The 26,077-nt window shown below is 45.8% G+C and carries 27 protein-coding genes and 1 riboswitch; all 27 genes read right to left on the reverse strand.

Annotation, left to right across the window (positions count from 1 at the left end):
• Positions 1-8 precede the first annotated feature (8 nt).
• Positions 9-1,385, reverse strand: coding sequence for a UDP-N-acetylglucosamine 1-carboxyvinyltransferase (gene murA, locus MHI27_RS28795; protein ID WP_042192464.1), 1,377 nt, complete (start codon positions 1,383-1,385; stop codon positions 9-11).
• 200 nt (positions 1,386-1,585) lie between these two features.
• Positions 1,586-1,843 carry a DUF1146 family protein gene (locus MHI27_RS28800; RefSeq protein WP_076285651.1) on the reverse strand — a complete coding sequence of 86 codons (258 nt, stop codon included), beginning with the start codon at positions 1,841-1,843 and terminating at the stop codon, positions 1,586-1,588.
• 196 nt (positions 1,844-2,039) lie between these two features.
• On the reverse strand, positions 2,040-2,456 hold the full coding sequence (locus tag MHI27_RS28805) for a F0F1 ATP synthase subunit epsilon (RefSeq protein WP_042131365.1): 417 nt from the start codon (positions 2,454-2,456) through the stop codon (positions 2,040-2,042).
• Positions 2,457-2,520: 64 nt separating this feature from the next.
• Complete coding sequence (atpD, locus tag MHI27_RS28810; RefSeq protein WP_042192466.1) at positions 2,521-3,921, reverse strand: F0F1 ATP synthase subunit beta; 1,401 nt, start codon at positions 3,919-3,921, stop codon at positions 2,521-2,523.
• 261 nt (positions 3,922-4,182) lie between these two features.
• Entirely contained in the window at positions 4,183-5,052 is an 870-nt protein-coding gene (gene atpG / locus MHI27_RS28815) for an ATP synthase F1 subunit gamma (protein ID WP_042131368.1), read from the reverse strand.
• 153 nt (positions 5,053-5,205) lie between these two features.
• A complete protein-coding gene (gene atpA, locus MHI27_RS28820) occupies positions 5,206-6,717 on the reverse strand; it encodes a F0F1 ATP synthase subunit alpha (protein WP_042131369.1) in 1,512 nt (503 codons plus the stop codon).
• Positions 6,718-6,728: 11 nt separating this feature from the next.
• A complete protein-coding gene (locus tag MHI27_RS28825; RefSeq protein WP_405175188.1) occupies positions 6,729-7,280 on the reverse strand; it encodes a F0F1 ATP synthase subunit delta in 552 nt (183 codons plus the stop codon).
• Positions 7,277-7,765, reverse strand: coding sequence for a F0F1 ATP synthase subunit B (gene atpF, locus MHI27_RS28830; RefSeq protein WP_060625973.1), 489 nt, complete (start codon positions 7,763-7,765; stop codon positions 7,277-7,279). The genes MHI27_RS28825 and atpF overlap by 4 nt, the downstream gene beginning before the upstream one ends.
• A 97-nt stretch (positions 7,766-7,862) precedes the next feature.
• A complete protein-coding gene (gene atpE, locus MHI27_RS28835; RefSeq protein ID WP_060625974.1) occupies positions 7,863-8,078 on the reverse strand; it encodes a F0F1 ATP synthase subunit C in 216 nt (71 codons plus the stop codon).
• A 104-nt stretch (positions 8,079-8,182) separates the two neighbouring features.
• On the reverse strand, positions 8,183-8,950 hold the full coding sequence (atpB, locus tag MHI27_RS28840) for a F0F1 ATP synthase subunit A (protein WP_042192471.1): 768 nt from the start codon (positions 8,948-8,950) through the stop codon (positions 8,183-8,185).
• A gap of 29 nt (positions 8,951-8,979) precedes the next feature.
• Positions 8,980-9,357, reverse strand: a complete 378-nt coding sequence (locus MHI27_RS28845) for an ATP synthase subunit I (protein WP_076285650.1) — start codon at positions 9,355-9,357, stop codon at positions 8,980-8,982.
• Entirely contained in the window at positions 9,350-9,583 is a 234-nt protein-coding gene (locus MHI27_RS28850; protein WP_042192476.1) for an AtpZ/AtpI family protein, read from the reverse strand. The genes MHI27_RS28845 and MHI27_RS28850 overlap by 8 nt, the downstream gene beginning before the upstream one ends.
• A 177-nt stretch (positions 9,584-9,760) precedes the next feature.
• Positions 9,761-10,921 (reverse strand): non-hydrolyzing UDP-N-acetylglucosamine 2-epimerase, encoded by a 1,161-nt coding sequence (gene wecB / locus MHI27_RS28855; RefSeq protein ID WP_405175189.1) that lies wholly within the window; start codon positions 10,919-10,921, stop codon positions 9,761-9,763.
• A gap of 60 nt (positions 10,922-10,981) precedes the next feature.
• Positions 10,982-11,611 (reverse strand): uracil phosphoribosyltransferase, encoded by a 630-nt coding sequence (gene upp / locus MHI27_RS28860; protein ID WP_042131376.1) that lies wholly within the window; start codon positions 11,609-11,611, stop codon positions 10,982-10,984.
• A gap of 421 nt (positions 11,612-12,032) precedes the next feature.
• Complete coding sequence (glyA, locus tag MHI27_RS28865; RefSeq protein WP_042192482.1) at positions 12,033-13,280, reverse strand: serine hydroxymethyltransferase; 1,248 nt, start codon at positions 13,278-13,280, stop codon at positions 12,033-12,035.
• 113 nt (positions 13,281-13,393) lie between these two features.
• Positions 13,394-13,978, reverse strand: a complete 585-nt coding sequence (locus MHI27_RS28870; protein WP_149645348.1) for a TIGR01440 family protein — start codon at positions 13,976-13,978, stop codon at positions 13,394-13,396.
• A gap of 74 nt (positions 13,979-14,052) precedes the next feature.
• Positions 14,053-14,135, reverse strand: a riboswitch (ZMP/ZTP riboswitch).
• 48 nt (positions 14,136-14,183) lie between these two features.
• Positions 14,184-14,771, reverse strand: coding sequence for a low molecular weight protein arginine phosphatase (locus MHI27_RS28875; RefSeq protein WP_042192486.1), 588 nt, complete (start codon positions 14,769-14,771; stop codon positions 14,184-14,186).
• A 47-nt stretch (positions 14,772-14,818) separates the two neighbouring features.
• Entirely contained in the window at positions 14,819-15,391 is a 573-nt protein-coding gene (locus tag MHI27_RS28880; RefSeq protein ID WP_042192488.1) for a manganese efflux pump, read from the reverse strand.
• A 127-nt stretch (positions 15,392-15,518) separates the two neighbouring features.
• Complete coding sequence (locus tag MHI27_RS28885) at positions 15,519-16,760, reverse strand: L-threonylcarbamoyladenylate synthase (protein ID WP_405176814.1); 1,242 nt, start codon at positions 16,758-16,760, stop codon at positions 15,519-15,521.
• Positions 16,761-16,967: 207 nt separating this feature from the next.
• Positions 16,968-17,723: a stage II sporulation protein R gene (gene spoIIR / locus MHI27_RS28890; RefSeq protein ID WP_081382658.1), complete on the reverse strand. Its 756-nt coding sequence runs from the start codon at positions 17,721-17,723 to the stop codon at positions 16,968-16,970.
• 83 nt (positions 17,724-17,806) lie between these two features.
• A complete protein-coding gene (locus tag MHI27_RS28895; protein WP_042192490.1) occupies positions 17,807-18,991 on the reverse strand; it encodes an FtsW/RodA/SpoVE family cell cycle protein in 1,185 nt (394 codons plus the stop codon).
• Between the two features lie 199 nt (positions 18,992-19,190).
• Positions 19,191-20,375, reverse strand: a complete 1,185-nt coding sequence (locus MHI27_RS28900; protein WP_076285646.1) for an FtsW/RodA/SpoVE family cell cycle protein — start codon at positions 20,373-20,375, stop codon at positions 19,191-19,193.
• A 140-nt stretch (positions 20,376-20,515) separates the two neighbouring features.
• Positions 20,516-21,514, reverse strand: a complete 999-nt coding sequence (gene prmC / locus MHI27_RS28905) for a peptide chain release factor N(5)-glutamine methyltransferase (RefSeq protein WP_405175190.1) — start codon at positions 21,512-21,514, stop codon at positions 20,516-20,518.
• Positions 21,507-22,580 carry a peptide chain release factor 1 gene (gene prfA / locus MHI27_RS28910; RefSeq protein ID WP_042192496.1) on the reverse strand — a complete coding sequence of 358 codons (1,074 nt, stop codon included), beginning with the start codon at positions 22,578-22,580 and terminating at the stop codon, positions 21,507-21,509. The genes prmC and prfA overlap by 8 nt, the downstream gene beginning before the upstream one ends.
• Positions 22,581-22,815: 235 nt before the next feature.
• Complete coding sequence (gene ychF, locus MHI27_RS28915; protein ID WP_060625988.1) at positions 22,816-23,916, reverse strand: redox-regulated ATPase YchF; 1,101 nt, start codon at positions 23,914-23,916, stop codon at positions 22,816-22,818.
• A gap of 143 nt (positions 23,917-24,059) precedes the next feature.
• Positions 24,060-25,412, reverse strand: coding sequence for a S41 family peptidase (locus tag MHI27_RS28920; protein ID WP_341059279.1), 1,353 nt, complete (start codon positions 25,410-25,412; stop codon positions 24,060-24,062).
• Between the two features lie 168 nt (positions 25,413-25,580).
• Entirely contained in the window at positions 25,581-26,054 is a 474-nt protein-coding gene (locus MHI27_RS28925) for an N-acetyltransferase (protein WP_231573354.1), read from the reverse strand.
• Between the last annotated feature and the right edge of the window lie 23 nt (positions 26,055-26,077).

A 26,077-nucleotide genomic window follows, 5' to 3' on the forward strand; every position in this document is an offset into this window, starting at 1 on the left:
GACTGATATTATACCCAAGTTGCTTGAACCTGAAAGCGAGGTTTAACCTCATCGCTTTTGCTTGATTCGCTCTTGGCTACTTCTGGTTTAAGAGTTTCGTCCTTCACCGTTTGCGCGGCTGTGTCTTCCATGGAGATACGCCATATTTCCGCACCTAGTCCAGACAGCTTCTCAGCCAAATGTACATATCCACGGTCGATATGATGAGTTCCGCTTACCTCAGTAGTGCCTTCAGCAACAAGACCTGCCAAAATAAGCGCAGCTCCCGCACGTAAATCCGTAGCACAAACCTTGGCTCCGACCAATTGCGCATTACCTGTAACGATTGCTGAGCGACCTTCGATCTTAATCTCAGCATTCATGTTGTGGAATTCATCCACATGCATGAACCGGTTCTCGAATACAGTTTCTGTAACGACACTAGTTCCTTCAGAGCGCAGCAATAATGCCATCATTTGTGACTGCATATCCGTTGGAAAGCCTGGATACGGCAAAGTCTTCAAATCAACAGCTTTAAGAGGTTTGTCACTAATTACACGAACCCCATTCTCATCAGGAATAATGGTCACACCCATCTCTTCCATCTTAGCAATAACAGGTCCCAAGTGATCAGCGATTGCACCTTCCACATATACGTCCCCACCTGTAATTGCTGCGGCAGCCATATAGGTACCAGCTTCAATACGGTCAGGAATCACATGATGTTTAACGCCATGCAGACGTTCTACGCCTTCAATACGGATAACACCTGTACCCGCACCGCGAACGATTCCGCCCATACCATTCAAATAATTGGCCAGGTCGACAATTTCAGGCTCCTTAGCCGCATTCTCAATCACGGTCACGCCTTCGGCGAGTGCCGCTGCCATCATTATATTTTCGGTCGCACCCACGCTAGCTACATCCAAATACACTTTGGCTCCGCGCAGGCGACCGTTACTTTTCGCTTCAATGTAGCCCTGGCCGAGACTAATCTCTGCACCAAGCGCTTCAAATCCTTTCAAATGCTGATCAATCGGTCGTGTGCCAATGGCGCAGCCACCAGGCAAAGAAATTCTTGTATGACCAAGCCGTGATAACAGAGGACCCATGACTAAAAAAGATGCCCGCATTTTTCGTACCCATTCATAAGGTGCTTCACAGGAAGTGATGTTTGTAGCATCCACCTGGATAATATCGTTTTGATATGTAACCCCTGCACCCAGAGATTCCAACATTTTTGAAATCGTCATTACATCATCAAGCGGAGGTGCGTCCACAATGACGCTTACTCCTTCTTCTGCCAATAGAGAGGCGGCTATGATCGGTAATACGGAATTTTTTGCGCCGCTAACTTTCACGCTCCCGGTCAATCTGTTGCCACCGCGGACGATAAATTTGCTCATTTTCGGTTTCCCTCCGCGTCCATTATTTCTTAAATTATTTTTTAGATTAAAAGTAATTGCAAAAAAATTCGCATACTCCATCAATACGCCCATTCAGCCGGGCATGTTCCTTAAAGTTCAGTGTTGACATAATAAAACCTTATTATTCGACACTTTTTGACCATTGCGACCTATGACACTTATAACCAAACTACATATTCCTAAAACATATAGCGGATCATCCCACTCCAGCTAAGGTAATCCAGAAAGAATCCTGCAACAAAACGACCAAGTACAATAGCCAGAAGCAAGTGCAGCAGCCTTCCTTGAGGACTCTTGGGATATCTTATGACCAAATCCAGCTTAAGGTTCTGCAATGCCCACCAAGATAATACAACACTGAGCAAAGAAACAATCATTGAGATCATGCTGCTGGTTCCAGCGGCACTAGACCATCCATTGGACAATATATCCCCCATGCTAACCCTCCGTGTTCGTATTACTCGGAAATCGACTCTTATATCATACTTGCGCAGGGCAAAAGAATCCAGTACTTTTACAAATTTTTAAACAATTCAATGCCAATATCCAAAAAAATGAAGAAAACTTAACCTTTACTACATAGATTACTATAACAAAAAAAGCAGTCAAGCTTAGAGCTTGACCGCTTATATCCTACTGTTGTCCTTTACCAGTGGACACTTTAATCCGTGTAACAGCGCGTTGCAGCGCCAACTCCGCACGGCGGTGATCGATATCATCTTGTTTGCTACGAGTCTGGAGACGGCGCTGAGCGCGTTCTCTAGCAGCCTCGGCGCGTTCAACATCAATATCCGTTGGCAGTTCGGCACTTTCGGCCAGCACTGTTACTTTGTCCTTATGCACTTCAACGAAACCGCCATGAACGGCGATGGAGATCGTAACACCGTCCGATTTGACGGATAACGGAGCAACCTGAAGTGGAGTCACAAGCGGAATGTGTCCCGGCAAAATACCCAACTCGCCTTCGACTCCCCGTACTGTCAAGCTATTCACTTGTTTAGAATAGACGAGATGCTCCGGCGTGACAATTTCCAACAAAAAGGTATTCACTTCCATTCCTCCTTAAAGCTTTACGAAGTAAAGCTCGCTTCGAAAGCATTCAATAAGCTCAGTGTTACATCGATTTCGCTTTTTCAACCGCTTCTTCGATTGTACCCACAAAAAGGAACGCTGCTTCTGGAAGATCATCATGCTTACCATCCAGGATTTCCTTAAAGCTACGTACAGTTTCTTTGATTGGCACGTATTTACCCTTGAAGCCGGTAAACTGTTCAGCTACGTGGAAAGGCTGTGACAGGAACCGCTCAACTTTACGAGCACGAGCTACGATAACCTTATCATCCTCACTCAATTCATCCATACCCAAGATGGCAATGATGTCTTGAAGTTCGGTATAACGTTGCAGCAATTGTTTAACACCTTGTGCCACATTGTAATGCTCTTCACCAACAATTTCCGGAGCTAGCAGACGCGAGCTGGAAGCTAGTGGATCAACCGCTGGGAAAATCCCCTTCTCGGAAATCTTACGCTCAAGGTTAGTTGTTGCATCCAAGTGAGCAAACGCCGTTGCCGGAGCAGGGTCAGTGTAGTCATCCGCTGGTACGTAGATTGCTTGAATGGAAGTAACGGAGCCTTTTTTGGTAGAAGTGATACGCTCTTGCAACTGACCCATTTCAGTAGCCAGGGTTGGTTGGTAACCTACCGCGGACGGCATACGTCCGAGAAGAGCGGATACTTCGGAACCCGCTTGGGTAAAGCGGAATATATTATCGATAAAGAGCAGCGTATCGCGACCTTCTACATCACGGAAATATTCCGCCATAGTAAGACCGGTCAAAGCTACGCGTAGACGCGCGCCTGGGGGCTCATTCATTTGTCCGAACACCATTGCTGTTTTCTTAATAACGCCGGAGTCCGTCATTTCGTGATAAAGGTCATTACCTTCACGAGTACGTTCACCCACACCTGCGAATACGGAAATACCGCCGTGTTCTTGGGCAATGTTATTAATCAATTCTTGAATCGTTACTGTTTTACCTACACCGGCACCGCCGAACAGACCAACTTTACCGCCTTTAGCGTAAGGTGCAAGCAAGTCGATAACTTTAATACCCGTTTCCAAAATTTCGGCTTGTGTCGACAATTCATCAAATGTCGGAGCCAAACGGTGAATCGGGTTCTTTATTTCAGCAACAACTTCACCAGCATTATCAATTGGATTTCCAAGTACGTTAAATACCCGGCCTAATGTCGCTTCCCCAACAGGAACCGAAATAGGACCACCTTGGTCAATCGCATCCAGTCCGCGAACCAGACCATCTGTAGAAGACATCGCGATACAACGTACCAAATTGTCTCCCAAGTGATTGGAAACCTCAAGTGTTAGGTTAATCTGGCGACCATTGTCCAAGACGGTTTCAATTTTGATAGCGTTGAATATCTCGGGCAATTGGCCGCGTTCAAATTCAATATCGACAACCGGACCCATAATGCTTACAACGCGTCCTTTGTTCATCTTCATTTCCCTCCTCGAAAGCTATTACATCAAGAAGAAACGACGTTGTCGTCATATAAAGATGACAACCGTTTCTCGTAGAAATATAAGCATTTTGTATAGTGTAAAACCTATACTTACTTATATTTTAAGAAGAACTGCAGTGCCGTTCTTAAGGAGCCATACTCCAGAAGCGGGCGATACTATGTATCGCTCCATGCGGCACTGTTTCTCGTAAAATACAAGGCAAGTCAAGCACGCTGCTTAACTGTTCTTGTATTTTTAAGACTGAGCGTTCGCTCCGGCCACGATCTCGGTAATTTCCTGCGTAATTGCCGCCTGACGGGCACGGTTGTACGTAAGGGTAAGTTCTCCGATCATTTTCGACGCGTTCTTTGTTGCACTGCCCATCGCTGTCATTTTCGCACCCAGCTCACTGGCCTTGCCATCCAGAATTGCGCTATAAATCAAAGTTTCGGCGTATTTCGGAAGTAGTACTTCGAGTACGCCTTCTGGTGAAGGTTCATATTCGTAATTTGCAGTCGCTTCATGATGCTCATGATTTCCTACGCCTTCCATAGGCAACAGTCGATCAACGGTTGGGATCTGGGTAATCGCATTGACGAATTGGTTGTAACAAACGTACAACTCATCATACGTACCGTCTACAAACTGTTGTACTGCCGAATTAGCAATAGACTTAATGTCAGCAAATTTCGGCGCATCCGATAGCTCAGTAACTTCCTGAACAATCGGATATTCACGGCGGCGTAAGAAGTCACGGCCTTTACGACCGATAACGAACAAGGCGTACTCATCTTTGGATTTATGTCGTTCCGCGATGAGCATCGTCACCTTACGTAAAATATTAGCGTTGTATCCTCCCGCAAGCCCTCTATCAGAGGTCACGATAAGATAACCAGTTTTTTTCACAGGGCGACTGACCAGCATGGGATGCTGAACGCCTTCTGTACCGGCAGCAATGCTCGATACAACCTCTTTCAGCTTCTCAGCATAAGGACGGGCGGCAATTGCCTTCTCCTGGGCTTTTCTCAGCTTGGAGGCGGCTACCATTTCCATCGCTTTTGTGATCTGTCTTGTGTTTTGAACACTCTTAATTTGACGTTTAATATCACGCATGCTTCTTGCCATGATTTCACCACCTTAAAGCTTTGACGAAGTCAAAGCTAACTTCGTAAGCATCTTCTTAGCTTTGACGAATTCAAAGCCAACTTTATAAGTAATAGCCTGAGCTTCGGCATAGCCAAAGCTCACTTAGTAAGAATCGTTTAGGTACGATCTATATTAGCTAGTAGCAAAGCCTCTTTTAAATTTATCAATCGCTGCTTTAAGAGCGGCTTCGTTATCTGCTGTCAAATCCTTGGTATCTCTGATGGATTGAGCAACTTCAGCAGCACTGCTGTCCATGTAAGCAAGGAATTCCTTTTCAAAACGTTTTACGTCTTTAACAGGAATATCATCCAAGTATCCTTTTACAGCTGTGTACAAGCTAAGCACTTGATGCTCAACAGACAACGGCTGATTTACACCTTGTTTCAGAACTTCCATCATACGTGCTCCGCGATTCAGACGAGCAAGCGTGGATTTATCAAGATCTGAGCCGAACTGTGAGAAAGCTTGAAGTTCACGATATTGAGCAAGATCCAAACGGAGCGAGCCAGCTACCTTCTTCATCGCTTTAATCTGAGCGGAGCCCCCTACACGGGAAACGGAGATACCGACGTTGATCGCCGGACGTTGACCAGAGTAGAACAGATCGGATTCAAGGAAGATTTGACCATCTGTAATCGAGATTACGTTCGTAGGAATGTAAGCCGATACGTCAGATGCTTGTGTTTCGATGAACGGAAGCGCGGTTAATGAACCACCACCAAGCTCATCACTAAGCTTAGCCGCACGTTCCAAAAGACGGGAGTGCAAGTAGAACACGTCACCAGGGAACGCTTCACGACCCGGTGGACGACGAAGCAGCAAGGACAATTCGCGATAAGCCGAAGCTTGTTTTGAAAGGTCATCATAAATGATCAATACGTGTTCGCCCTTGTACATAAAGTACTCGCCCATTGCGCAACCTGCGTATGGAGCAATATACAACAGTGGGGATGGCTCTGAAGCCGAAGCAGTTACAACGATTGTATATTCCAACGCGCCATGACGGCGGAGAGTTTCTACAACCTGTGCTACTGTGGATTGTTTTTGTCCAATGGCAACATAAATACATTTCATTCCGTTGCCTTTTTGGTTGATAATCGCATCGATTGCAATTGCAGTCTTACCTGTTTGACGGTCACCAATGATAAGTTCGCGTTGTCCACGACCAATTGGTACCATCGCATCAATCGCTTTAAGACCAGTTTGCATTGGCTCATGAACCGATTTACGGTCGATAACACCAGGAGCATTATTCTCAACCGGACGGAACTCCGTCGTTTGAATTGGGCCTTTACCGTCAAGCGGCATACCGAGTGCGTTAACAACACGACCCAGAAGGGCCTCTCCAACTGGAACTTGCATGATTTGTCCAGTACGTTTTACTTGATCGCCTTCACGAATTTCCTTGTACTCACCCAGAATTACAACACCGACGTTGCTTTCTTCCAGATTGAGCGCCATGCCCACTACACCGTTGGAGAACTCTAGCAACTCGCCTGCCATTGCGTTTTCCAGACCGTAGACACGAGCGATACCGTCTCCGACTTGAATGACGGTGCCCACTTCGGCAACTTCGATATCGGCTTTATATTGCTCAATTTGACTTTTGATCAAAGTGCTGATCTCTTCAGGTCTGATGCCCAATATCCTCACCCCTATCTTCTATGCTTATCATTAAAGGATTTCTCGAGACGTTCCAATTTACTAGAAAGACTTCCGTCATACAGCGTATCGCCGATATAAACTTTCAGTCCTCCCAGCAGGCTTGGATCCACCACATTCGTAACCCGAATTTTACGGTTTACGAGCTGGCCGAATTCTGCAGCTACAGCCTCTTGTTCTTCTTCACTTAAAGAATAAACGGAGTATACCTTAGCATCACCAATGCCAAGAGCGTCTCCTTCAATCTTGATATACGTATCCAGCAGTTCGGCAAAAATATCGGTTCTGCCTCGCTCTACTAACAATTCTACAATGTTCATTACAATAGGAGAGAGCTTATCTTGAAGTGCTGTGCGCAGCACTTTCAGCTTGTCGGACTCCGAGATACGTGGCGCAAGAATAAAGCGCTGTACCTCTTGGTCTGAATGTAATACTTCGACCACTGCCTTGAGCTGTTCTTCTACTTCAAGGGTAATCCCCTTCTCTACCGCTGCACTGTACAATGCTTTAGCGTAGCGCTTGGCAACTACCGTATCGCGGCTCATGATCGGCCTCCTACCTCATTGAGGTATTGGTTCACAAGCTGCTCCTGCTCACTGCTAGCACTAACTTCTTTCTTAAGAAGTTTAGAAGCAATACGAACAGATGCCGTTCCAATTTCGCTGCGCAACTCTTCCACTGCTTTATTCTTCTCGTTCTCGATATCGCGCACGGCCTCTTCTTTGACGCGTGCAGCTTCAACTTTAGCTTGCGCCAAAGCTTGTTCTACCTGTTGATTACTAGTAATTTGCGATTGTTGAATAATCTGTTGAGCTTCCTGGCGTGCACTGTTCAGCGCCTGCTTCTGCTCTTCCACATACGCGACCGCTTGCTCTCTAGTCTTCGCAGCTTCATCCATTTGCTGCATTACCAGCTCACGGCGTTTCTCCATAACTGCGAACAGCTTGCTGAACGCATACTTACTGAGCAAGAAATATAGAATCCCAAAGGCTACAATTGAAAATAAGATGTTTGTCCAAACAATTTCCACTGAGGTCACTCCCTTCCATTACCGCGTCATGCGGACGTATACAAAAGTAAGGCGCGGATGGCATCGGCCGTCCCCGCCAAACCGTAAATACGGTTTATTAAGATGAAAACATGATTAGGAATGCGATAACTGTTGCTGCCAACGGAATAACTTCGACGATACCTACACCGATAAACATTGTTGTTTGAAGCGCATTACGAGCTTCTGGTTGACGAGCGATGGACTCAACTGTTCTACTAACGATCATACCATTACCAAGACCTGCACCAAGTGCACCCAAACCAACCGCTATTGCTGCTGCTAAATATTCCATTTGTAAATATCCTCCTTTAATTTTGGTTCATATTGTGTTTAATGATATAAGATATCTCCCGCGAAAGAAAATCAGACGATAACCGTTCCCTTCGCAGCAGTTCATTAATGTGCTTCTTCTTCGTGAATCGTCATCTGTGCGATATAAACCATCGTTAGTATCGTAAAGATAAACGCCTGTAGTGCCCCGACGAAAATACTGAAGCCTTGCCATACAGCAAGGAAAGGAATACTGAGAATCCCCAGTTTCAAAATGACTGTAATCAGTACTTCTCCGGCAAAAATGTTAGCAAATAGACGAATAGCCAGAGCTACTGGTTTTGCCAGGTTCTCGATAATGTTCAGTGGCAAAAAGATTGGAAACGGCTCAATATAGTGTTTGAAATAATGCTTGCCGTTGAGCTTAATGCCCAGGAAGTTCATCAGTATAAACACAATAATTGCCAATCCTGCAGTGATATTAATGTCAGCAGTCGGCGACTTGTACCATAAGATCTCAACATGATCACCATGCGCCAAGTTCCTGGTTGCTTCAATCACATGGCCAAACACGGTTACAGGTCCATGTGCTTCAGTTACAACTGAGAAAGGCAATCCAAGAAGGTTGGAAACAAAGATAAACAGAATCAACGTTAGCCCCAAAGATATGTAAGGTTTTCCTTTCTTCAGGTCCATGGCACTGCTTATGACACCCTCTACAAATTCAACAACCCATTCCATAAAATTCTGAAGCTTAGATGGATTCTCAACCGAAAGCTTACGAACCGACAGCATCACCAGCACAAATACTACTGTACAACTGATCAGAAGCATCAATACGGCTGATATATCTATCGGTATTCCCCCGACAAAGATTTTCGGCATCTCATGCATAGTATCATCCCCCTTTCTCTTTAATCTGGTTAAAGTTTGTTCTTCACACTCAGATATATCCCCGCAGGAATGGCGAGAAGCTGAGGAATGAATACGCCCGAAATAGTTGCTACCAGGGAAAAATGCTCAATCTTGACCGCGAACATGGTGACCAAAATTGCGAAGCTAATCCGTGTAACAAAACCGAGGCTGAAGGCATTCCCTTCGTTGCTCGCAATCGACTGCGTTACCCGTCGAACCTTGACGGCCAGATAACGAAAGTTTACCAATCCCGCCACCAGACCCAGAGTCATGCCCAGTGTAAAATCCCTGGTCTCATGATGAAGCGCCCAGCCCATTAAGAGTCCTGCCATAAGGACGAGCGTAACTCTAGTGACGGTATTGATCATGGGAGTCATATTATCCATTCTGCTCCCCCAAAAATTTTTTAATTAACAGGACGACGTTCACAATTCCCAGAATCATTCCGGTTATAGTGCCAATAGCGAGCCAATATTTCGGCCCCTCCATCAAGTCTTTCAGCCACCTTGCCGCAAAAAAACCAATAACAATGTAAGCGGCGAGTATAGTGCCTGCACTTCCAATGATAAGCGCGGTCTGTAACAAGCTGTCCCTGCTATTTTGTTCTTTCATGGCTACAATCCCAACTAATTTTACTGAATTTCTGGAGTCTTTGTCAATTCATTGAACATTGCCCAAAAACCCTTGAAAACATGAAAATAATCACAGCAAAATGTTCCAAAACCATATAAACCGTACAGTTTCACTGTATGTTGATTTTAATCAGATCAGATATTACTTTAAATGAAATTATTTATTTTTTGTGAACATTCTGTGAAACTCTTCAGGACGCTCCTTATTTACACCAAAATGGTGCAAAATCGCATTGACAATTCGTTGGGAGGCTTTGCCATCTCCGTACGGGTTGGCGGCCCGACTCATCGACTGATAGAGCTCATTATCAGTCAAAAGAGCATGTGTCCGTGCATACACCTTCTCCTCGTCCGTGCCCACAAGTTCTAGCGTTCCAGCGTCTATCCCTTCAGGACGCTCCGTCGTATCACGAAGCACAAGAACTGGTACTCCGTATGAAGGAGCTTCCTCTTGTAAACCGCCAGAATCGGTCAATATCAAGTGGGTATGCGGATAAAAATTATGCAAATCCACGACATCCAGCGGATCAATCAGCTTAATTCTTGGATGTCCACCCAAAATTTCATGTGCAGGTTCCTTAACAGCAGGACTCGGATGCACAGGATAAACAATGGCTACATCTTCGAATTCATCAGCGATTCTTTTGACTGCCCGGAAGATATTCCGATGCGGTTCACCTTGCGATTCTCTACGGTGAGCAGTCATCAAAATAAGTTTTTTTCCTGAAGCAAAATCCAAAACAGGATGCCGGTAATCAGGCTGTACGGTATATTGAAACACATCGGTTACAGTGTTGCCTGTGATATAAATACTTGATTCTTTTTTGTTCTCATGTCTCAGATTACTAGCTGACCAATCCGTTGGAGCGAAATGCAGGTCTGCCAATACACCTGTAAGCTGACGGTTCATTTCTTCAGGATACGGAGACAATTTGTTCCATGTCCGAAGTCCTGCTTCTACGTGCCCAACCTGAATTTGCTGCAGGAAAGAGGCATAGCTTGCAAGGAACGTCGTTAATGTGTCCCCGTGCACCAATACGAGATCAGGTTTAACCTCTCTGAGTACAGGTTCCAGGCCTTCAAGTACTCGAATAGTAATCTCATTAAGCGTCTGACGGTCCTTCATCACATCCAGATCGTAATCAGGAGTGATATTGAACACTTCCAACACTTGATCGAGCAACTCCCTGTGCTGTGCTGTTACACATACAATTGACTCGATGTGCTCAGGATGCTTCTTCAGTTCAATAACTAGAGGAGCCATCTTGATCGCCTCGGGGCGCACTCCGAAAATAGTCATCACTTTAATTTTGGACATAACCCCTACCCTCTCATCAAAAAATAAACAAATTTCTTATATCCTATTACGAATTACTATTTACTTAGTTCCGTACAAACGATCTCCAGCATCGCCAAGTCCCGGAACGATATATCCATGCTCATTCAAATGATCATCAAGCGCAGCTACATAAATATCAACATCTGGGTGAGCCTCTTGAACGGCAGCAACACCTTCTGGAGCTGCAATCAGGTTCATCATTTTAATTTGTGTACAGCCACGCTTCTTCAGCGAGGTAATAGCAGCAATCGCAGATCCCCCCGTAGCTAGCATTGGATCAATTACGATCAGCTCACGTTCCTGTACATCTGTAGGAAGCTTGATGTAATACTCAACCGGTTGAAGCGTGTCCGGATCACGGAATAAGCCAACATGTCCTACTTTAGCAGCAGGAAGAAGCTTCAGAACGCCCTCAAGCATACCCAGACCAGCACGAAGAATTGGGATAAGCCCAAGCATTCTTCCAGAAATCACTTTACTTTCCGTTTCAGTGACCGGTGTTTGTACTGTAATGGTTTCTAGAGGAATATCACGTGTTATCTCATAAGCCATCAATGTGGCAACTTCGTCAACATGCTCTCTGAAATCCTTCGTGTTTGTTCTTACGTCGCGAATAAATGTTAGTTTGTGTTGAATTAAAGGATGATCGCAAATCACCAATTTTCCCATTTCCTGTCCCTCCGGTAATTGTAAGTCGTGTCTATAACCCTAGAAAGCGCTTTTGCTTCTCTATGGCTAAATCCTGTCTATTATAGCATTCCCATCGCCGCATTTCACCTAGAAAGGCACATGTATCCATATTGAACCCCTACCCCTGTATTTTCCTTCGCTTATAAAGGTAAGGATTGGAAATTCCATTGCCTTTTCAGGAATAAAACCTTGATTAGGTTGTGCAAATTTGCATTTTTCATACTATTCACATTTTTTTCACTATTGTTTATGAAAGTTCCATGAACTTTCATGATTGATTTCATAATTTTCCATCAATTCACCCATATAATATTGTGAACAATAAACAACAAAAAACCTCCACCAAACCCTAAAACCAGGACTCGGTGGAGGTGAATTTATTAATGAATACGAATAGGAACTAGTATTTCAGTTCTGGATAAAGTGGGTACTGATCCGTCAAATCAGCAACTTGACGAGCTGCCTCAGCTAATTTCACTTCATCCTTCGGATTCTTCAGAACATTAGCTATAATGCGGCCAATAACCACCATAGCTTGCTCGTCCATACCACGGGAAGTAACCGCAGGTGTACCAATACGAATACCGCTTGTTACGAAAGGACTTGTAGGATCAAATGGAATTGCGTTTTTATTCACAGTGATTCCGATGGAATCTAGTACTTTTTCCGCATCTTTTCCGGTAATGTTCAGGTTACGTGTATCAAGCAACATCAAGTGGTTATCTGTACCACCGGATACAATGTTAACCCCTTCGCTAATCAGTGTTTCTGCGAGAACATTTGCATTCTTCACTACATTCTCAGCATAAGTTTTAAAGGATGGCAGCAAAGCTTCGCCGAATGCGACTGCTTTTGACGCAATGACATGCATCAGCGGTCCACCTTGGGAACCAGGGAATACGGCTTTATCGATAGCAGCCGCCCATGGCTGTCTGCACATAATCATACCTCCGCGGGGACCGCGTAAAGTCTTATGTGTTGTAGTTGTAACGAAATGAGCATGAGGAACCGGGCTCGGATGAAGACCAGCAGCAACAAGACCTGCGATATGGGCCATATCTACCATAAACAACGCACCGACATCATTGGCGATAGCACCAAGCTTTTCGAAATCAATAATACGCGGATACGCACTTGCACCAGCAACAATCAACTTAGGACGGTGCTTGAAGGCTGCTTTGCGTACTTCGTCATAATCAATTAGGAAAGTATCTTCTTGTACACCATAAGCTACGAAGTTATAGAGTAATCCAGAAGCATTTACTGGACTACCATGCGTTAAATGTCCGCCATGCGCCAAGTTCATGCCAAGAACCGTGTCGCCCGGGTTAAGTGCAGCGAGATATACAGCCATATTCGCTTGTGCTCCAGAGTGAGGCTGTACGTTGACATGTTCCGCACCGAACAATTCTTTTGCACGATCACGAGCCAGATTCTCAACGATATCCACATCTTCACAGCCACCATAATACCGTTTGCCTGGATAGCCTTCTGCATATTTGTTCGTAAGCACTGAGCCCATGGCTTCCATTACGGCTTCGCTAACGATATTCTCTGAGGCAATAAGCTCAATGTTGGCACGCTGACGTTTCAGTTCCAGTTCCATTGCTTCCAGTACTGCCGGGTCACTCTTACGTAATTGTTCCATGTTCTTATTTCCTCCCTAGTGTGTGTAGATATGTTGTATTTAAATAGAAACGATTTGCCCGCCACGAAAAAGCTTTAGGTCTACGTTTCTGCAAAAACATAAATCTAAGTTCATCAATCACAAACCTGTGAACCACTCTGTTCAAGAGTGCGGTAAACCGCACGTTCGCCGCCAATAAGCGGAGGTCTGGCCCATGCTGCGTTCACTCTAGCTGCTCCAATGTACCGTAAGGTCGGTCGAAAAGGAACTGCCACGCGGCGCAAATGCATACCTATAAGAGTCTCACCAATGTCTAAGCCAGCATGCGCTTCTATCGTTTCCGCCAGAACAGGATCTTTCATAGAGCGATAGGCAGCCGCAGCCATCGAACCGCCAGCACCAGGTATAGGTACAGCTGAAACTTCATTTAGCCCAAGCGACTCTAGCAAAGAGCGTTCCATTACAAGCGCACGATTCAGATGCTCGCAGCACTGATAAACGAGATGAAATCCTTTTTCCGCTGCGACCAAACGAGCCCCTTCAAGCAGTTGCTGTGCGACTTCAAGCGCACCACCGGTTCCAATACGGACACCAGCGACCTCACTTGTGCTAACTCCTAGGACAACAATTTTACCAGATCCAAGGTTACCAGCTTCCGCCAACTCCCTTAACACAGTGACAGTAGCTTCAGTTAAAGATAACTCCACAACTTTGTCCATCACCCTACCTCCTCAAGCTTCAAACAAGCTTCATTTAAACAAAAAAGAGCAGTCCGCAGGTAGCTGCGGATTTGCTCTTTTGCCCAGGCGACCGGCCGTTTATTCCGATGCTCCATCGTGGTTTGATCCACATTTGTCGCCAGTTACATCGGAACCGATTAGTTGTACTTTCATCTTAAAGCAAAGCCGACTGAAAATCAACCATTTACAAATGGCGTAAGGATTCCAGTTTATCTAATAAACTAAACAACGAAGTGCGAATCTCAGCAGCAGTAAGCTCATAATCTTCACGCGTACCCCCGAATGGATCAGAAATATCAAAGCTTGGGATACGCTGGCGGATTTCAATCATTCGTTGTAGATCCGTTGCGTTGGGTTCACCACCTAGAGCTATGCTTAACTCAGCATCTGCATAAAGGCTGTCCAATTCTTTAATATCCTCAGTCACAGCTTCTTCGTTATGCACGTATTCCTTCAATGTATATGTTTTTGTTACGGCATCCGGAAAATACTGTAGCAAATGCTGCTTATGTCCACTGGTTAAGGTAAGTACAAGATCGGCCCAAGCGACGGATTGCCCCGTTAATTGCGACGACTCTAAATGATCATGAATGCCTTCTTCTTGCAAAATAGCTGCAGCATGTCTCGATATAGAAGTACCAGAAATGGCAGATACACCTGCAGACCGCACTTCCAGGTCGATTCCACGTTCCTTCGCAAGCTTTCGTAAAAGCCCCTCAGCCATAGGACTACGGCATGTATTACCGGTGCAGACGAATAAAATATGCAGCATGCTTTTGCACCCCCATGAAATTAAAATATTGTAATGCCGTTATTGTATCAAAAGATGAATAGCAAGCCAAACCCCAATAAAATAGCCCCGCCCAGTGCTTCCCCATATTCCCCGAGTCCACGACTGACATGCCGCCCAAGAAGCAGGCCGATAATTGACATCAGACCTCCACAGGCACCAAAAGCTAGTATAGTCAGAAGCACACCATTTACAAACATCCCTAAGGATACCCCAACGGAAAAAGAATCCACACTTACACTGAGTGATAGAAGCAGCATTCCCCATAAGGTTCGGTGATTCATAGCTCGCGTACCTACCACTTCCGGACGAAAGGAGTTATACACCATGTGTCCGCCTAACAGCACAAGTAGCCCTCCTGCGGCATAAGTTGTTACTTGACCTAGCAAATGTCCGACATAACTTCCAGTTAATAAACCTAGAAGAGGCATCAGCATATGAAAAAAAGCAATGAGCACACTCATTTGCAGAATATGCAGCAGACGAATCCCCTTCATCCCGATCCCTACTCCGAGCGAAAATGCATCCATCCCTAATGCAATCGCCATTATAGCAATAGTAACTGTCTGCCCCCAACCGGCATATACATCTCCTATGCCCATGCTTAACCCCCCAAGTCCGAAATATCTTGTACAACAACGATATGCGGACAAGGGGGTAATCATGACTTCATAGGAGATTTCAGATTCGAAGAACCTGCACTATAGCTGGATAGAAAGGTCGCCGTGGCTATCCGGCGTCGATGATGGAACCACCGGCTGCCTTCATAAGCCGGTTCATAATAGCTACGCCGAGGCCCGTATACGGACAAGCCTCGGCCAAGATGTAAGTCGCTCCCGCTTCATCGAAGCGCCGCAGCGCGGCATATAGGGAGCGCGCCCCTTCCTCCGGCGAGGATAACGAGCCGAGGGAAAGAACGCAGGCGGCAGGATCGGCGGGATAGAGGGGCTTATGCTCCTCGAAGAGGAGTAAGCCCGTCACTTCGCCGTTCAGCTGTGCCGCCTGAAGTAGACTCGCGGCTTCATCCGCAACACGTTGCGGAGAAGATCCGCTCACCACACCGAGCCAGCCGCGCGGCGCGTAGTGCGTGTACTTCATGCCCGGCGCGCGTGGCGCCAAGCTGTCGGAAACAGCTTCTGCACCGTGGCGCTCCTTCGGTGCAGTGACTACTGGAGCTTCCGCTGCTGCAGAAGTTCCAAATTCTTCAACAACAGCTGGCTCAGCAGCAATGGTTTCTGCTCCCACTACAGCAGCTAACTGCTCCAAAGTAATCCCACCAGGGCGAAGCACGGCAACCTTTCCATCAGGCTGCACCTGCACCACAGTTGACTCCAGTCCAACTCCGGCGGCGCCGCCATCAAGTACACCGCCAATGTATCCGGCCAAGTCTTCCATCACATGTGAAGCTAAGGTCGGACTCGGACGACCGGAACGGTTAGCACTAGGTGCCGCAACGGGACAGCCCGCTGCACTGATCAGCGCCAAAGCTACCGGATGATCAGGCATACGAACACCTACCGTGTCCAGTCCTGCCGTTACACAGGATGACAAAACACCCTCACGAACAGGAAGAACAACTGTCAGCGGTCCTGGCCAATAAGCATCCATCAATACCGCAGCCGTAGGATGCACTTCTGTAACCAGCTCGTCCAGAGCACCTGGATCGGCAATATGCACGATAAGGGGATTATCAGACGGTCGCCCTTTTGCCGCAAAAACAGCCTCAACTGCCGCAGTATTCCGTGCATCCGCACCAAGTCCATAGACCGTTTCGGTTGGAAAAGCGACCGTTCCACCTTCACGAAGCATGGTTGCCGCCTCCACGATGGCTAACTTATTCTCCTCACTTGGCTGAAGCACATCGGAACCCGATTCTGCATCTTCCAGCAAATCCAGTACCCAATATACAGTCTCATTTCTATTTCCACTCCGCCGCTGAACGGCGAATAAAGGGTCGTGTGGTTCATTCATTCTCATCACAGGCTTTCTACAGGATATATATTGAACAATAGCTTTTCTTGCAATCTTAGGATAAATACTCTGGAGGTTCATTAACTCTAATCTTACCAAAAAGCGGCCCCAATGAAGGCGCCGCAGTCGATCTGCTTATGAAATAGTAACATATCTAGATTCAAAACTATAGACCATTTCCACAAAACCAAAGGGCTAACATCAGCATTACGACCATAATCCGCTAATCCAGTTCCAAAGGTTTTGCAGCAGTTCCCAAACGAAGAACCGTACCTCTGGCTCTGCGGAATCCGCTGCCGCAACATCCTTCGCCGAAGAATCTGCTTGTACAGCTGTTCCTACTGCTGGTTGCGCCTTAACTCCGCTATCTGCCCCGGCAGCCGAGACGGTCTTCGCCCCTTTATTAGCAGCAGGCGCTGCTGCATCTCCGGAGCCCGCATCGATAAAGCACAGCGGCGGAAACAGTACACACCACCAGTTCTGACCCTTTCCTTCGCCCAACGTAACCCGCACAGCCTCGTATTCTCCGGCCGGATAGACTGTTCCACCGTATAATTTGGTCGGAAAAGGAACTACACCCAGCTCAACTTTATAAGAATATTGAATGCCGCGTTTCTCTAGCTCCGATCCAACCAGTGCATTAAGCTCTGGTAGATGAGTTCTAATTAAAGCGCGTGCCTGCTCTAAACTCTGTGGGTCCTCAAGTGCAGTTACCCACTGGTTCATTTGCTCTACGATTGTATCGCGGATTTGCCGCTTCACTAGTTGATCTTGTGTTCCGTCCGAATTTGCCAGAATACGCAGCCGGATAGAATCCTGTGGAATCGATACTTCGGCTACTGCTGCATCGGTTTTTTGACCTTCCCAGGCCATGATAACGATCATAAAAAAACAAATTAAAATGGCAGTATACTTAAAAGTTACACGTAAGGAATCTCTTTTATCCATATGATTATCGTTCATTTGTCGCAGCCCCTCTCCTCTTAACTCTCATGCTAGTAGTATGTCCAGAGATGAGAGACTGCAAACCTATGAATCTATTAAATCTATAATTTTACAGCAAGCGCCTTAGGCAACTGCAAATCATCCTCAACATCCCGACCATAAAGATGCACACTCATTACAATCCCCATGCAGGCCATATTAATTAAAAGAGATGTGCCTCCATAACTGATGAACGGAAGTGTAATTCCCGTAAGCGGCATTAGGCCGATAAAAGCTCCAATATTCTCTAAGATTTGATATAGCAGCATTGCCGTAATTCCAATAATCAAAAACGGACCACTACGCTCCCTACTCTCTAGAGCAATCAGTATCATCCGGTGAAGAAGAATAAAAAAGAGCAACAACAGCAGCGCTGAACCCACAAACCCAAACTCCTCCGCAACCTGTACGAATATGGCATCCGAATAGGTATATGGAACACGGTTACTCTGCACAGAGCTTCCTTGCATGTACCCCTCGCCGCTCATCCCTCCGGAGGCAATAGCCACTTTAGCATTTTTCGTGTGATAGCTTGCATCATCTGACGCCAAATCAGGTACGAGCCAAGGATCAAAACGATCCACTAAATGCTTCCTGCCAAGGGTCTCCTCAAAAAAATATACCGCTTCATCATGATAGTGAATATAGCTCAGAATTCCTGCAAGACCCAATCCGCCAACGATTAGTAATCCGATGAGTGCATGTGAAATTTTGATATTCCCGATCCATAGAAGACCGATTAATATTACGATGTAGCTTAGCGCATTTCCGAGATCATTCTGTACAATAACTATGGCAAAAGGGAGCAATGTAAGAAGCGCCAGCGGAACGACTCCCTTCCAGAAAGTTAGCGTGGCTCCTTGTTTACGGACCAGTATGGACGCGAGTAAAAGAATCAATATCAACTTAAAAAGCTCCGCAGGTTGAAAGCTAAGTCCACCTATCTCTAGCCCTAATTGCGCACCGTTCTTTACCTTACCAAAAAAACTAACCGACACTAGCAGACCAATACCCAAGATGTAAATATAAAGAGCATATTTAACAAATATCCTATAGTCCACGAAGGTAAGCACAAAAAACGCTACAAACCCTACAATGTAGTATTTAAGCATTTGTAGATGGAACCCATCTAGTTTCTGAACTAATCTACCATTAGTCACGCTGTATATCGAAAGAATACTAATAACCATCAGCATAACCAGAACAATAAGAATCACGCTATCGATCTTCTTGAGCTTTTTAAGCATACACAAACCCCTTACTCTATTAAGGTTCCAACCACCCTCACCTGAGGAAAGTCTCTCCTTTCTATTGTAGAGCATTCAAGGCCACAATTCCAAATTTATGTAATACACCCGATATCAGAGATTCACTTCCCATAATAAAAAACCGCCAGTTCCCATCCTTAAAAGATGAGTTTCTGACGGTTATCTTTTGATTTAGTGATTAAACCTGTTTGGCGGCTGCATAAGGAGTAGGCTTAGGCAAATCTTCCTCTACATCTCGACCATGCAGACGCACGCTCATTACCAGCCCAATGCTGGCCATGTTAATAAGCAGGGAGGTACCTCCGAAGCTGATGAATGGCAATGTGATACCTGTCAAAGGCATCAGACCAATAAACGCGCCGATATTCTCAAAAATCTGATACAGCATCATCGCGACAATGCCGACGATCAGAAATGGACCTGCTCGATCTCTGGCTTCCAGCGCAATCAGAATCATTCGGTGAATCAGGATAAAATACAGTAGCAGCACAAATGCAGAACCTACAAAGCCAAATTCCTCGGCAATCTGCACAAAGATAGAGTCTGAATACGTATAAGGCACCCGATCCGTCTGAACAGAGCTACCGTTCATATAGCCTTCTCCACTCATCCCACCTGAGGCAATCGCAAGCTTGGCGTTTTTGGTATGATAAAGAGCTTTCGCTGTCGCTTTATCCGGAACAAGCCATGGGTCGAAACGTTCAATCCAGTGCGAACGGCCAATATCGTTAAGAAACGTTTTAATTTCGTCATGATAATGGATATAACTCATAATTCCGGCAATCGCAGAGCTTGCTACAATCACCAAAGCGATTAATGCGTGAGTGTACTTAATATTTCCAATCCACAACAGACCTGCAAGAATCACGATGTAAGACAAGGCATTCCCAAGGTCATTCTGTGTAAGGACAATAAGAAACGGAAATAAGGTTAATAGGCCGAGCGGCACAACATCCCGCCAAAACAAGAGTTTACTCTTATTCTTACGAACAAGCATCGCTGCCAGAAATAGAATCAATATTAGCTTGAATAGCTCGGCAGGCTGAAGGCTCAGTCCTCCAGGGAGGGACAACCAGCCTTGGGCATTATTCTTGGTCTCGCCCAAAAAGCTGACGAGTACCAGGATACCTATTCCAAACAAATAAATATATAGCGCGTATTTCACTAAAATTCTGTAATCTAAAAAGGTCATTCCAATAAAAGCAATAAAGCCAATTGCATAATACATCATCATACGGATATGATGTCCGTCCAGCTTTTCTCTTCCATGAGTCACACTATATATGGCGAAGATGCTGACAGTCATGAGCAATAACAGAACGACTACGATAGCACCATCAATTTTTTTAATCTTCTGAAGCACGTTCTGCCTCCCTACTCTAAATCTGGGCTTTCTTGTATGGTTCACCAAGAAGTCCGGTTAAATTCTATTGTAAAGGAAGTCGGGTTGAAAATACAATTTTACTCCCCGATCAACAGGAGTCCCCTGCACAGCATGCAGTATTATCGTGCTATACCTAGCACATGACGTGGAATTCCAGCCAGATCATTAATGGTGATGATCTCTTTCCAATGGCCCGCCGCTTCAAGTAGCGAGGCTACTTGCTCGGCTTGTCCGAAGCCGAGTTCGAAGCCGATCAGGCGCGGCGGTGCCGGGAGCAGCGCCAGCTGCCCCATCATGCGGCGGTACGGGTCCAGCCCGTCCGCTCCGCCATCCAGCGCAGTGCGCGGCTCATGGTCGCGCACCTCACGCTGCAGCCCGGCGATATCCTCGCCGGGAATGTACGGCGGGTTGGAGACGAGAATATCCGTCTCCATCCCCGCGAACGGCTCGAGCAGATCGCCGAGCCGAAAGTCCACGGCTGTGCCGGAGCGCATCGCATTGCGCTTCGCCACAGCTAGGGCCGCCGGCGAAATATCGCCGGCGCAGACCCGCCACGCCGGCGCTTCCGCCGCCAGCGTGACGGAAATCGCTCCGCTGCCGGCGCCGATATCGACGGCGGTCAGCGGCCGTACGGCGCGTCCACTTTCCGCGCCGCCCGCACGATCTTGCGCTGCTGCTAACGAAGCAGCGCCTTCTTCCTGCGCCGGTTCACTCGGCGCAACCGTGCCGTCCGGCCAAAGCTCCGCGCCGTACCGCAAAATCGCCTCGACGAGCAGCTCCGTCTCCGGCCGTGGAATAAGCACATCAGGCGTCACTTCAAAAGGACGCCCGTAGAACTCTTGCTCGCCGATGATATATTGCACCGGCTCACCCTTACTCCGGCGGGTAACTCCCGCCTCCCACTTTTCCTTGACCGTAGCTGGAAAAGAATCCGCCAGCGCCATATAATACGCTGCCCCGGACAAGCCAAGCACATGCTCAAGCAGTAATTGCGCACTGCGTTGCGGTTCATTACAACCGCTCTGGCTCAAAAAAGAAGAAGCCTCCGCAAAGGCTTCCCGGATGCTTTTCACTTCCGACATGACAAATACGCCATCGTTCAAAGCATTATTATCCATTGTCCATACTATCCATCAAATCAGCTTGTTCAGCAATTGAAAGAGCCGAAATAATTTCAGTGATTTCTCCGTTCATAACCTGCTCCAGACGGTGCAGTGTCAAGCCAATGCGATGATCTGTAACCCGGCTCTGCGGGAAGTTATACGTCCGGATACGCTCACTACGATCACCCGTACCTACTTTGCTCTTCCGTTCACCAGCATACTTTGCTTCTTCTTCCTGCCGCTTCATATCGGAGATACGGGCACGAAGCACTTGAAGCGCCTTTTCCTTATTGGAGTTCTGTGACTTACCGTCCTGACAGGTAGCAACGATGCCCGTAGGTACATGGGTTACACGTACTGCAGACTTGGTTGTATTTACAGACTGTCCGCCTGCACCACTTGAACAGAAGGTATCCACACGAATATCTTTATCATGGATTTCAATCTCAAATGCTTCAGCTTCCGGCATCACCGATACTGTAGAAGTAGAGGTATGAATACGTCCACCGGATTCAGTCGCTGGGATACGTTGTACGCGATGCGCACCACTTTCGTATTTCAACTTACTGTATGCACCGCGGCCGTTAATAAGGAAGATTACCTCTTTAAATCCACCAAGATCGCTCGCGTTGACATCCATTAGCTCCACGCGCCAGCCTTGTGAATCTGCAAACCGGGTGTACATCCGATAAAGGTCGGAAGCAAACAATGCAGCTTCATCTCCACCCGCTGCACCACGAATTTCGACGATTACGTTCTTATCATCATTCGGGTCTTTAGGCAGTAGCAATACGCGGATTTGCTCTTCCAGCTCTACCTGACGTTTGGAAAGGTCGTCAATTTCCATCTTGACCATTTCCTTCATCTCATCATCAAGCTTTTCGCCTTGCATCTGCTTAGCAGCTTCAAGCTCTTCCATTACACTCTTATATTCAGTATACGCCTCAAATGCAGGCTGTAGGTCTGATTGTTCTTTGGAATAATCCCTCAGTTTCTTACTGTCGTTTGCAACATCCGGATCACAAAGCAGTTCACTGAGCTTCTCATAGCGGTCCGCCAGGGATTGCAATCGGTCCAACAAGGGAATTCACCTCTCCTAGTTCAATTTCAAATTCGCAAATAAAGCGATTAAAACATATGTCATAAAATTAGATATACGACTTTATATTATACCAAAGATATTGTGAAATGGCTACAGTTCTGTACGCGTAAATCCCTTAATAAATGTCTTATATTTTAAAAAAAGGATCATCCCAGCAGTAGATACCCTCTACCGACTGAGATGACCCTCTTATCATTAGTATGCTTCAGTCCTCTTAAACGTTGAAACGGAAATGCATAACGTCGCCGTCCTGCACCAAATACTCTTTACCTTCTAGACGCAGTTGACCACGTTCTTTGGCACCATTCATTGAGCCTGCTGCCAAAAGATCTGCGTAAGCCACTACCTCAGCACGGATAAATCCACGTTCAAAATCTGTGTGAATTACACCAGCAGCTCCGGGTGCTTTAGTTCCCTTACGAATGGTCCACGCACGAACTTCCTGAACGCCTGCCGTGAAATACGTATACAAGCCTAGAAGTTTGTAAGCCGCTTTGATCAAGCGGTTCAGACCAGATTCTTCTAGCCCAAGTTCTTCTAGGAACATCGCTTTATCTTCGCCCTCAAGCTCGGCAATTTCAGCTTCTACTTTAGCACTGATCGGAACAACTTCAGCACCTTCAGTTGCTGCAAATTCACGTACTTGCTGCACATAAGGATTATTCTCAGCACTTGCTACTTCTTCTTCACTTACATTCGCTGCATACAGCACAGGCTTCAATGTTAACAAATGAAGATCACGGATAATAACCTTCTCGTCATCGGACAATTCTATACTACGTGCAGGTTTATCTTCGTAGAGCACTTCTTTGACGCGTTCAAGCAGTTCAACTTCTTGAGCGTATTTCTTGTCGCCGCCTTTGATGTTCTTACGGGAACGCTCAATCCGCTTCTCAATGCTCTCAATGTCAGCAAGAATCAGTTCCAAATTAATGGTCTGAATGTCGCTGATCGGATTTACTTTTCCATCCACGTGGGTAACGTTCTCATCTTCAAAACAACGAACGACATGAACGATAGCGTCTACTTCGCGAATATGAGCTAGGAACTTGTTGCCTAGTCCCTCACCTTTACTCGCACCGCGCACAAGACCAGCGATATCAACAAATTCAAAAGCAGTAGGTACAGTCTTGTTAGGTTGTACCAGCTCAGTCAGTTTATCAAGACGTTCGTCCGGAACTTCAACGACACCAACGTTAGGGTCAATCGTGCAAAAAGGGTAGTTTGCGGATTCTGCTCCCGCTTGCGTTATTGCATTAAACAATGTGGATTTTCCTACGTTAGGAAGACCGACGATTCCCGCTTTCAAAGCCATTTATATGACAACTCCTATTTTCAGCTAAATTGATCATCCGAATAAGTAATACGATCTAAACCATTATATATTAGAACATATTCTCCAGCAACACCGGATGTCTTACAGTTGTGTCAATCCAGCCTTATCCAAGCGAACCCATTTCAATAGGATTTGGCAAGTTCCAATACTTTTTGCACCGCCGGCTGATCCAATAGGGGCTTAGAAGTATCTGGATCAACCTCCACATCAGGGACTGTCTTCACTTCCTCGTTGCAGCTTCCATCAGAGTTAAGTCCCATCTCAAAGGAAAATCTGAATACATAACCGCTATTAGGCAATGCAACGACAAGTGGATCCATCCCTAGTCCGTCCCCACCTGTTCTGCCACCAACAACCGTCGCAAACCCGGTGCCTTTTGCAAATGCTGCAAAACCTTCCGACGCTGAATACACAGAGCTATCTACCAGCAAATAGATCTTTCCTTTAAAACCAACGGATTCTTGAGGGATTACTACATCTGTATTTTTACTATATGTCTTGAACATTTTTAATGCTTCCGATGGTAAATTAGGCAACTGTTCGTCTTTGATGTTGGTAATAGGCTGCTGCCCCCTTGTGATCTGACGTGCCTGCATAAAGGTCTCAGCATAGTTGCCTCTTGTATAAAGTAAGTATGTATTGTATTCGATAGGTTTATTGATCAGCAGAGGAGCAATATGAGCTCTCCAGTAATTACTGTTTCCTCCGCCATTTCCGCGGATATCTAGAATTAATGTCTTATAATCTTTAACTTCTATTAAAAAATCACGAATCTCCGAACTATCCATCTCCATGAGACTTCCAGCAAAGCTTCGCATGCCTAGATACGCTATTTGCTCTGGCTCTATAATAACCTTTTTTACATTCCCGGAAGTCTTTCCTGTCTGACTCCCTGCCTCACCACTATTCATATCGTTAACGATGCCATTAGAGCTTTGCTGCTCCGCTAAAGGTTTCTGGTTGTAACGAGCCAACACATTTGGCTGTTGAAACACGTTGATCCAAGGCTCATAACCAAAACCTGCCTGAACATAGGCGTTTAGAAACCATGGATATTCTTCCTTAGATAAAAAATTGGTATGCCCATTATTTAACCTGCTAAGTACGAATTTCATTCGTCTAAAAAACTCATCATCTGTCTTCACTGCTGCAATTTCATTACGGTACTCCTCTTTGTTCGCAAGCCAATCCTCTCCATTTAGACGCTTATTTACCTCTAGGAAAGGGTAGTTCTCCTCAATAATCTTCCACATATAATCAAAATCCTCTAATCTTTGTTCCACTGTCAATGGAGACAACGCCGCTTCTAGCTGTTTTCCCGCTACCTTTGAAGAGGCTACCGGCGCAACCGGACTTGCCTGAACTTGCCCCGACGCAGATTGCTTTTTCCCTGGCGAATCCCCACGGTTGCAACTAACCAGTAACAGTATTGCAGCTACAGATAAAGCCGCTGGTAATACAAACCTTGGTCTCACCTTAATCCCCCTTCCAATATTCCATATAGCTGAATCCATTTTCAGGAATTTATTTAATAATCATATTTTTCTATTCCTCCTAATTCAAATATATTTATCACAATTATTTACATTAGTTTTCTTAGAACAACACAAAAAAGACCTCCTTCGAGGTCTCCACGTTAAGTATTACAAATCTTTAGACATCGTAATGTCAGTTACGGTATATCCCATTTTTTTGTAGAGCTCAAATGCACGATTGTTCTGACCGAAGACATGTAACCCGATTTTGGTGACGTTCATCTCACGAGCTTCTTCATCGAGTGCGACCATAGCCTGCTTGCCATAGCCTTTACTCTGATACGGTTCAAAAACATAGAAATCATAAATGAAAGCTTCTCGGCCGCTGCGGCCTTCACTTACATTAAACCAGATGTATCCTACCTGGATATCACTACTTATTTCTACTATAGAATATAGATAAGCGCCATCTGTGCTCAGCCCTTTAGGTAAAGACTGTGTTATAGCTTCCTCAGACAGCTTCATCGCGATTTCAGGGTCCCAAGCGCCGGCTTTAATCTTATCTTCAGCGTAATCACGAGTAGCTTGACCTAAGAAAAATTGAAAAGCAGACTCATCCATATGAACCAATTTAATCATCATCTTTTTTCACTTCCTCACTTCTA

Source organism: Paenibacillus sp. FSL H8-0261, assembly GCF_045040645.1.
In the GTDB taxonomy this organism is placed as follows: Bacteria; Bacillota; Bacilli; order Paenibacillales; family Paenibacillaceae; genus Paenibacillus_AQ.

Coding starts and splice junctions, on each gene's coding strand:
- murA (WP_042192464.1), bottom strand. CDS start 1,385: ATGAGCAAATTTATCGTCCGCGGTGGCAACAGATTGACCGGGAGCGTG.
- MHI27_RS28800 (WP_076285651.1), bottom strand. CDS start 1,843: ATGGGGGATATATTGTCCAATGGATGGTCTAGTGCCGCTGGAACCAGC.
- atpD (WP_042192466.1), bottom strand. CDS start 3,921: ATGAACAAAGGACGCGTTGTAAGCATTATGGGTCCGGTTGTCGATATT.
- atpG (WP_042131368.1), bottom strand. CDS start 5,052: ATGGCAAGAAGCATGCGTGATATTAAACGTCAAATTAAGAGTGTTCAA.
- MHI27_RS28825 (WP_405175188.1), bottom strand. CDS start 7,280: ATGAGCCGCGATACGGTAGTTGCCAAGCGCTACGCTAAAGCATTGTAC.
- atpE (WP_060625974.1), bottom strand. CDS start 8,078: ATGGAATATTTAGCAGCAGCAATAGCGGTTGGTTTGGGTGCACTTGGT.
- atpB (WP_042192471.1), bottom strand. CDS start 8,950: ATGCATGAGATGCCGAAAATCTTTGTCGGGGGAATACCGATAGATATA.
- MHI27_RS28845 (WP_076285650.1), bottom strand. CDS start 9,357: ATGGATAATATGACTCCCATGATCAATACCGTCACTAGAGTTACGCTC.
- MHI27_RS28850 (WP_042192476.1), bottom strand. CDS start 9,583: ATGAAAGAACAAAATAGCAGGGACAGCTTGTTACAGACCGCGCTTATC.
- wecB (WP_405175189.1), bottom strand. CDS start 10,921: ATGTCCAAAATTAAAGTGATGACTATTTTCGGAGTGCGCCCCGAGGCG.
- upp (WP_042131376.1), bottom strand. CDS start 11,611: ATGGGAAAATTGGTGATTTGCGATCATCCTTTAATTCAACACAAACTA.
- glyA (WP_042192482.1), bottom strand. CDS start 13,280: ATGGAACAATTACGTAAGAGTGACCCGGCAGTACTGGAAGCAATGGAA.
- MHI27_RS28870 (WP_149645348.1), bottom strand. CDS start 13,978: ATGGACAAAGTTGTGGAGTTATCTTTAACTGAAGCTACTGTCACTGTG.
- MHI27_RS28875 (WP_042192486.1), bottom strand. CDS start 14,771: ATGCTGCATATTTTATTCGTCTGCACCGGTAATACATGCCGTAGTCCT.
- MHI27_RS28880 (WP_042192488.1), bottom strand. CDS start 15,391: ATGGGCATAGGAGATGTATATGCCGGTTGGGGGCAGACAGTTACTATT.
- MHI27_RS28885 (WP_405176814.1), bottom strand. CDS start 16,760: ATGAATGAACCACACGACCCTTTATTCGCCGTTCAGCGGCGGAGTGGA.
- spoIIR (WP_081382658.1), bottom strand. CDS start 17,723: ATGAACGATAATCATATGGATAAAAGAGATTCCTTACGTGTAACTTTT.
- MHI27_RS28895 (WP_042192490.1), bottom strand. CDS start 18,991: ATGCTTAAAAAGCTCAAGAAGATCGATAGCGTGATTCTTATTGTTCTG.
- prmC (WP_405175190.1), bottom strand. CDS start 21,514: ATGGATAATAATGCTTTGAACGATGGCGTATTTGTCATGTCGGAAGTG.
- ychF (WP_060625988.1), bottom strand. CDS start 23,916: ATGGCTTTGAAAGCGGGAATCGTCGGTCTTCCTAACGTAGGAAAATCC.
- MHI27_RS28925 (WP_231573354.1), bottom strand. CDS start 26,054: ATGATGATTAAATTGGTTCATATGGATGAGTCTGCTTTTCAATTTTTC.